Origin of the sequence: Amnimonas aquatica, assembly GCF_002943415.1 — a bacterium.
GTDB classification, from domain to species: domain Bacteria; phylum Pseudomonadota; class Gammaproteobacteria; order Pseudomonadales; family Moraxellaceae; genus Perlucidibaca; species Perlucidibaca aquatica_A.
The window spans coordinates 1-5,524 of the sequence record NZ_PTQZ01000119.1 but is presented as its reverse complement, the minus strand read 5'-3'; the positions used below and the strand labels follow the sequence as shown (position 1 = coordinate 5,524).

Genomic DNA, 5,524 nt, shown 5'->3' with positions numbered 1-5,524 from the left:
GCTGGCGGGCTGGCGCGGCGGCGCGGCCGGCAAGCCGCATTTCCGGCAGCCGGCGCAGCGGCCGGTGCTCTATGACATCGAGGCCTCGCCGTACTGCCGCCTGGTCCGCGAGGCGGCCTCCGCGCTGCATCTCGACCTGGACATCCGGCCCTGCCCCAAGGGCGGCGCCCGTTTTCGCCCGGAGGCCGAGCAGCTCGGCGGCAAGCTGCAGTTCCCGCTGCTGTCCGACCCCAACACCGGCACGGTGCTCCATGAGTCGGCGGATATCGTCGAGTACCTGTTCCGCACCTATGCCGGTCGCGCCACGCCCTCCGCCTACCGGGCGGGAGCGCTGCGCAAGGCCGGCGGTTACCTGGCGACCATCAGCCGCGGCCTGCGCGGCTTGAAGGCGACACCGGCGAAGGTGCCGGCGCAGCCGCTGCGGCTGTGGAGCTTCGAGGCCAGCCCGTATTCCCGCCCGGTGCGCGAGCGCCTGTGCGAGCTGGAGCTGCCCTACGCGCTGCACAACCTCGGCAAGGAGCACTGGACCGAGATCGGTCCGGCCGTGCAGCGACTCAAGCCCGGTCCCTACAGGCCGATTGCGGGTGGCAAGCGCGAGGCCTTCATGCAGGTTCACGGCTGCGTGCAGGTGCCCTATCTGGAAGATCCCAACACCGGCGCGGCCCTGTTCGAGTCGGCCGATATCCTGGATTATCTCGAACGGACCTACGCGCGCTGAGCGCGGGCCGGGCGGGAACAACAACGACAACGGAGTCATGATGACCACATCCATCCAGCATCCGGTGGTGGCCGCGCTCTACGAGGCGCATGTCGAGCATGCGCTGGCGCTGCTGACCGGCGACGGCCTGCAGGCGCACCTGGCCCGCGAGCTCGACGCCGACCTCGCCAATGCCGAGCGTCTGACCCTGAACCAGGTGGTGACGCGCGAGCAGATCAAGGCCACGGCGCACACCTATGCCGTGCACATGCCCATGGCCGGCGGCATTCCCGAGCTGGTCGGCGACATCGCCCGCGTGCTGCATGCCCATCCCATCCATGACGATACCCGGCTGACCGACATCATTTCCGACCAGCAGGTGCGCGAGATCGTCAACAAGGCGGTGGAGATGCGCGAGGTGCGCGAGCGCCTGGTGCACGAGGTGCTGGGCAACCCGCTGCTGGTCGACCTGGCCTCGGACCTGATCTACCGCGGCATCAAGGGCTACCTGGCGCAGGGCAACGAGGCGGCGCGCGGCATTCCCGGCGCCTCCACGCTCATGGGCCTGGGCAAGTCGGTGCTCAGCAAGGCGTCGCCGAACCTGGAGAAGACCCTCGACGAAGGCCTGCACAACTATGTCCGCAAGAGCACCAAGGCCACGCTGCAGCACAGCGAGGAAGCCCTGCTGAAGAAGCTCAGCGACCAGGCCCTGCGCGACCTGGCGCTGGATGTCTGGGCCGGCGTCAAGCACCGCCCGGCCAGCGATTTCCGCCAGTACGTGTCGGCCGACAGCCTGGAGGAGTTCTTCGTCATCGGCTACGAGTACTGGCGCGGCGAGCTGCGCAAGTCCAGCTACTACGCCACCGTGATCGATGTCAGCATCGACAGCTTCTTCGACAAGTACGGCGACCATTCGCTGGTCTACCTGCTGGTCGAGGTCGGCGTCACCCGCGACATGATCCTGGCCGAATTCATGCGCTTCGCGCCGCCGATCATCGCGGTGCTGCACGGGAACGGCATGCTGGAGGGCATCATCCGCCGGCAGCTGCTGCCGTTCTACACGTCGGGCCGCGTCGAGGCGGTGCTGGCGGCGCGGGAGGGCTGAGATGGCATCGCTCAAGGACCAGCTGCTGAAGGCCGGACTCGCCGACCAGAAGCGCGCCCGCCAGGCCGACCACGCTCGTCGCCAGGCCGCCAAGGGCCGTAGCGACGGCGAGTCCGCCGCCGAGCTGGCGCAGCGCGCGCGCAGCGAGCAGGCGGAGAAGGATCGCGAGGCCAATCGCCAGCTGCAGCAGGCACAGGCGGAGAAGGCGCTGGCCGCGCAGGTGCGCCAGCTCATCGAGCAGCATCGCATCGGCCGTGCCGGCGGCGAGCAGAGCTGGCAGTTCGTCGATGGCAGGAAGGTCAAGAAGCTGATGGTCACCGGTGCCCAGCACGACCAGCTGGTGCGCGGCCAGGTCGCCGTGGTGCGGCTGGCCGGCGGTCCCGCCGGCGATGCCTACGAGCTGGTGCCGGCGGTGGTGGCGGAGCGCATCCGCCAGCGCGATGCCGGTGTCATCGTCCAGCTCAACGAGCGCCGAGCCGAGGACAAGGCCGAGGACGATCCCTACGCCGATTATCCGATTCCCGACGACCTGATGTGGTGATGCGCACCCGTCTGCGGGCATGGCCGCAGACGGGTTTTTCGGAGACTGTCCGGAACCGCCGCCGGGCGATGTTTTTCCCCTGGCGCAATCGCTAGAATCGCGTTGTGTTCCCCGGCATTCGGGCAGCAGGTTGCCTCCAGACAGGTCTCCTCCCATGAAATGGTTAATTCTGGCGCTGTTCATCGTTTCCGCGGTCTACGTGCACCGTCGCGGCAAGGTCAAGCACAAGTTCTTCCGTCAGTTCTTCGATCACTCGACGATCATGGCGCCGGTCAACGTCATCATGTACTGGTGGTCGAAGGTGCCGAACACGCCCTACCTGTCCAGCGAATACTTCCCGGACCTGAAGGTGCTGGAGGACAACTGGGAGACCATCCGCGACGAGGCGCAGGCGCTGGCCGACCGCGGCCTGATCAAGGTCTCCGGCGAGTACAACGATGTCGGCTTCAACTCCTTCTTCAAGGTCGGCTGGAAGCGCTTCTACCTGAAGTGGTACGAGGATGGCCACCCGTCCGCTGCCGAGCTGTGCCCGAAGACCACCGAGCTGGTGCGCGGGCTGGATTCGGTCAAGGCCGCCATGTTCACCGAACTGCCGCCGGGCAGCCGCCTGGTCAAGCACCGCGACCCGTTCGCCGGCTCGCTGCGCTACCACCTCGGCCTGATCACCCCGAACGATGACCGCTGCTTCATCGATGTCGATGGAGAACGCTACAGCTGGCGCGACGGCGCCGGCGTGATGTTCGACGAGACCTACATCCACTACGCCGAGAACAAGACCGAGCAGAACCGCATCATCCTGCTCTGCGACATCGAGCGGCCGATGACCGCGCGCTGGGCGCAGGCCTTCAACCACTGGTTCGCGCGCAACGTCATGACCGCCGCCAGCTCGCCCAATACCGAGGGCGACAAGACCGGCGGCATCAACAAGGCCTTCCGCTACATCTACCAGATCCGCATCGTCGCGAAGAAGCTCAAGAAGCAGAACCGCACGCTGTACTACATCATCAAGTGGCTGATCCTCGGCGGTCTGCTGGCGTGGATATTCATTTTCTGATGGTGGCCTGGTGAGCGTTTTCCCGAGCCATGCCACGGCACCCGATGATGCCGGCGGCGCTGATGACGCCCGTCGTGACGCCGGCGAAAGCTATGCCGATTACGCCCGTCTTTCGCCCGATCACGTGATCGCGGCGGTGGAGTCGGCCGGGTATCTCAGCGATGCCCGCGTCTTCCCCCTCAACAGCTACGAGAACCGGGTCTGGCAGGTCGGCATCGAGGATGCCCAGCCGCTGGTGGCCAAGTTCTACCGACCGCATCGCTGGTCCGACGCGCAGCTGCGCGAGGAGCACGCCTTCACCCGCGAGCTGGCCGATGCCGGCCTGCCGGTGGTGGAGCCACTGGCCGATGCCGCTGGCGAAACCCTGTTTCATCACGACGGTTACCGTTACGCGCTGTTCCCGCGCAAGGGCGGCCAGGGCCTGGAGGCGGGCGACCCGGACCAGCTGCACCGCATCGGCATGCTGCTGGGACGCATGCACGCGGTGGCGGAGACGCGGCCGTTCGCCGCGCGCCCGGCGCTGACTGCGGCGCGCTTCCTCGACGAGCCGGCCGGGCATGTGCTCGCGCTGCTGCCGGCGCATCTGGCATCGCGCTACCGGGATGTGGTGGCGGCCTTGCGCGAAGGCGTGACGGCCAGCGGGCTGGACGGCGTCCGCGGCATCCGCACCCAGGGCGACTGCCACCCCGGCAATGTGCTGTGGACGCGTGATGACGGCCCCTGGCTGCTGGACTTCGACGACTGCCAGACGGCGCCCGCCGTGCAGGACCTGTGGATGCTGCTCAGCGGCACGCGCGCCGAGCAGACCCTGCAGCTCGCCGAGCTGCTCGACGGCTATGCCATGTTCCGCGACTTCGACAGCGCCGAACTGGCACTGATCGAGCCCCTGCGCGCCCTGCGCATGGTGCATCACGCCGGCTGGCTGGCCCTGCGCTGGCAGGATCCGGCGTTCCCGCGCGCCTTCCCCTGGTTCGACACGCCGGCCTGGTGGCAGTCGCATGTCGATGACCTGGAAGTGCAGCTGTCACGGCTGGGGGAGCCGCCGCTGGCGCTGTGGTGATGCGGGGGCCGGCCGTCAGCCCGCCAGCTTAACGTTCATGGTGATATCCGCGGTGAATACCAGTTCGCCGGCGGTGTCGCGCACCTGCACCGTGGTCACCACGTCGCCGCCGGCGTTCCAGTCGATGCCGCTGCCATCCGCCGTGGCCACCAGATCGGTCTTCGCCTTCTTCAGGTATTTCACCGTCATGCCGGACGGGATCCAGCGCGCGCCGGCCGGCACCGAGACATCCGTCATCAGGCCGCCGGCCAGCTCGGCCATGTTGCACATGGCGATGGCGTGCACGGTGCCCAGATGGTTCTCCACCGAACGGCGCTTGCGCAGTTCGACGCGTGCCAGGCCGGGCGCCAGGTCGGTGATGTGCGGGCGGATGCTGCCGAAGTAGGGCGCGGTGCGGCAGACGCCGAGCGTGAAGATGCGGGTGCCGCCGGGCAGGGTCTTGAGACGGTTGAACAGGGCGAGGGCTTTTGACATGGTGCGCTCCGGGACGGGCCGGTGACCGGTGTGGTCATCGGGCTATGGACTAAAACATTATTCTAGAATAATCTTCCAATCATGGCAGACAGGTCAAGCTCGCGCCGCGAGTCCATCATCCGGGCCGCCCTCGGCTGCTTCGCGCAGCATGGCGTCGAGGCCACCACGATCGACATGATCCGTGCCGCCTCGGGCGCCAGCACGGGCAGCCTCTACCACCACTTCGGCAACAAGGAGCGCATTGCCGCCGAGGTCTATCTGGAAGGGCTGCGTCGTTTCCGCGTGCTGCAAGGGGAGTACCTGGCGCGCGCGGACAACCTGCGCGACGGCATCCGCGCCATCGTGCACGCGCATGTCGACTGGATCTGCGCCAACCCGGACTGGGCATCGTTCCTGTTCAACCACCGGGTGGTGCTGGCGGAGGCGGCCGCGGAGCCGGAGATGCGCGCGGACCTGCAGGCCGGCATGCGCCAGGTGGCGGACTGGATACGCGCCCGCAGCGCGTCCGGTGACGACCTGCCTTGGCCGCTGGAGGCCTACGCGGCACTGATCGCCGGCCCGGTACACGACTATGCCCGGCACTGGCTGGCGGG

At 67.7% G+C, this 5,524-nt stretch carries 7 protein-coding genes; 6 read left to right on the top strand and 1 reads right to left on the bottom strand.

The genetic code is table 11. The annotated features are described in order from the left end of the window. From C5O18_RS05910 to C5O18_RS05890, 5 genes are all read left to right on the top strand, one after another. Nucleotides 1–718: glutathione S-transferase N-terminal domain-containing protein (locus tag C5O18_RS05910; protein ID WP_105192326.1), on the top strand; the 718-nt coding region annotated here is incomplete at its 5' end. 37 nt (nucleotides 719–755) lie between these two features. Beyond that, nucleotides 756–1,802 (top strand): hypothetical protein, encoded by a 1,047-nt coding sequence (locus C5O18_RS05905; RefSeq protein ID WP_146089234.1) that lies wholly within the window; start codon nucleotides 756–758, stop codon nucleotides 1,800–1,802. 1 nt (nucleotide 1,803) lies between these two features. Continuing rightward, the gene (locus C5O18_RS05900; RefSeq protein ID WP_105192322.1) at nucleotides 1,804–2,343 is read left to right on the top strand and encodes a DUF2058 domain-containing protein; all 540 of its coding nucleotides are present in this window, start codon (nucleotides 1,804–1,806) and stop codon (nucleotides 2,341–2,343) included. Nucleotides 2,344–2,497: 154 nt separating this feature from the next. Continuing rightward, on the top strand, nucleotides 2,498–3,397 hold the full coding sequence (lpxO, locus tag C5O18_RS05895; protein WP_105192320.1) for a lipid A hydroxylase LpxO: 900 nt from the start codon (nucleotides 2,498–2,500) through the stop codon (nucleotides 3,395–3,397). Nucleotides 3,398–3,407: 10 nt separating this feature from the next. Then, nucleotides 3,408–4,457, top strand: coding sequence for a serine/threonine protein kinase (locus C5O18_RS05890; RefSeq protein WP_105192318.1), 1,050 nt, complete (start codon nucleotides 3,408–3,410; stop codon nucleotides 4,455–4,457). 15 nt (nucleotides 4,458–4,472) lie between these two features. Here the strand turns inward: C5O18_RS05890 and C5O18_RS05885 are convergent, their stop codons facing one another. Beyond that, the gene (locus tag C5O18_RS05885) at nucleotides 4,473–4,931 is read right to left on the bottom strand and encodes a hotdog fold domain-containing protein (RefSeq protein WP_105192316.1); all 459 of its coding nucleotides are present in this window, start codon (nucleotides 4,929–4,931) and stop codon (nucleotides 4,473–4,475) included. Between the two features lie 81 nt (nucleotides 4,932–5,012). Between C5O18_RS05885 and C5O18_RS05880 the strand changes: the two genes are divergently transcribed. Continuing rightward, the coding region (locus C5O18_RS05880; RefSeq protein ID WP_105192314.1) for a TetR/AcrR family transcriptional regulator at nucleotides 5,013–5,524 on the top strand (512 nt) is incomplete at its 3' end.